The following is a 1,750-nucleotide window of genomic DNA, read 5'->3' on the forward strand; positions in this document are numbered from 1 at the left end:
GGCTCGATCGCGCGACGCGCGATCATCGCAGCCAGCCAGTTGCCGATATCCCCTTCGGTCGAGCGTTGCGTGAGCAGGAGATCACGCAACATTGCGCCCTCATCGCTCTCATTGCGCTTGAAACGCAAGAGCAACTCCTCGGCGTTCATCCGAACCGACGGGAAGTACTGCTCCAGCAACGCCGCCAGCTCATGGCTTGACAGACCGACCTTCTCGGAAAGAAGACCACCATCCATCGTGGCGAGCGCCAGAATGGACGCCAGCGCGTGGCGATCGAAATTGCTGTCACTGGTTGTGTCGGCATCTGCGGGGTGCGCCCCAGTGAGCAGGCGATAGGTCGCAATTCCCCTATGCCGCCCACCGTTCACATCACTCGCTCTGGCAGCCATAAGCGGAAAGAATTGCGCTTCGAACATTGATGGCCGACCTTTCCACCGCGATCAAGTATGCTCTGCTGCATCGTGATGCTGGTCACGAGATCTTTCGCCGGAACGCCGGCCTCCCTCATTAAGCATTGGGAAAGCCGGCCTCCATCGGTATGCTCTTTACTCGGCGGCGAGCTCGGCGGCGGTCTTGCCGACGATGGACTCGTCAACTGGCTTCATGATGCCGTGCTCCATCAGCATGTCCTCCAGCTCATCCATGGAGATCGGGGTAGGGATGATGCCTTTGCCGCCATTGTGGTGGATCCTGGTCGCAAGATTGCGATAGTGATCGGCTTGCTGGGACTCCGGCGCATACTCCAGCACGGTCATGCGGCGCAGCTCCGCGTGCTGCACGACGTTGTCGCGCGGCACGAAATAGATCAGCTGGGTGCCGAGCTTCTTGGCGAGCGCCTCCGCCAGTTCCAGCTCCTTATCTGTCTGTCGCTCGTTGCAGATCAGGCCGCCGAGCCGCACGCCACCAGAGTTGGCATACTTCAAAATGCCCTTGGAAATGTTATTGGCGGCATACATTGCCATCATCTCGCCGGACATGACGATGTAGATTTCCTGCGCCTTATTCTCGCGGATCGGCATCGCAAAACCGCCGCAGACGACGTCGCCGAGCACATCATAGGAGACGTAGTCGATGTTCTCATAGGCGCCGTTCTCTTCCAGGAAGTTGATCGAGGTGATGACTCCGCGGCCAGCGCAGCCGACGCCCGGCTCCGGACCACCCGACTCGACGCAGCGGATGTCCTGATACCCGATCTTCATGACGTCCTCGAGTTCAAGGTCCTCGACGCTGCCGGCACTCGCCGCCAGGCTCAAAATCGTGTCCTGTGCTTTCGCGTGCAGGATCAGGCGGGTCGAGTCCGCCTTGGGATCGCAGCCCACGATCAGGATCTTGTGGCCCATTTCGGCCAGCGCCGCCAGCGTGTTCTGCGAGGTGGTCGACTTGCCGATGCCACCCTTGCCGTAGAACGCGATTTGTCTCAGTGAAGACATGTTGCTCTCCATCAACCGATTTGCCAAAGTTTGCGCGCTGGCTCGCGCGCCAGCTTTGTTTCTCTCTCAGAAACGAGGCACACGGGTTCAAGGGAAGGAGAGCATCGCTCGTCTTGCGCGTCTGCGTGCACTCAGCCCTCACTCAGTGTTGCTGCATCGTAATAGCAACCCCCGTGCCAAGGCTGTCTACGCTCTTTAAGCTTCTGATTTCGCGCTGAAAAACTTGCGAGCCGACGGATGACACCAGGTGTTTTGAAGGTGACAGCAATTGTGCCGCTGTCAGAAGCCGAACAAGGATCGCAAGCATCAAACGGGCAAAA

At 59.0% G+C, this 1,750-nt stretch carries 2 protein-coding genes; both read right to left on the minus strand.

What is annotated here, in order from left to right; genetic code table 11:
* On the minus strand, nucleotides 1-416 hold a 416-nt coding region (locus AC5ZGW_RS46135), incomplete at its 3' end, for a nitrogen fixation protein NifQ (RefSeq protein WP_496114161.1).
* 129 nt (nucleotides 417-545) lie between these two features.
* Nucleotides 546-1,430 (minus strand): nitrogenase iron protein, encoded by an 885-nt coding sequence (gene nifH / locus AC5ZGW_RS46140; protein WP_130231928.1) that lies wholly within the window; start codon nucleotides 1,428-1,430, stop codon nucleotides 546-548.
* Between the last annotated feature and the right edge of the window lie 320 nt (nucleotides 1,431-1,750).

It is taken from the genome of Bradyrhizobium sp. Crot121 (assembly GCF_059512385.1).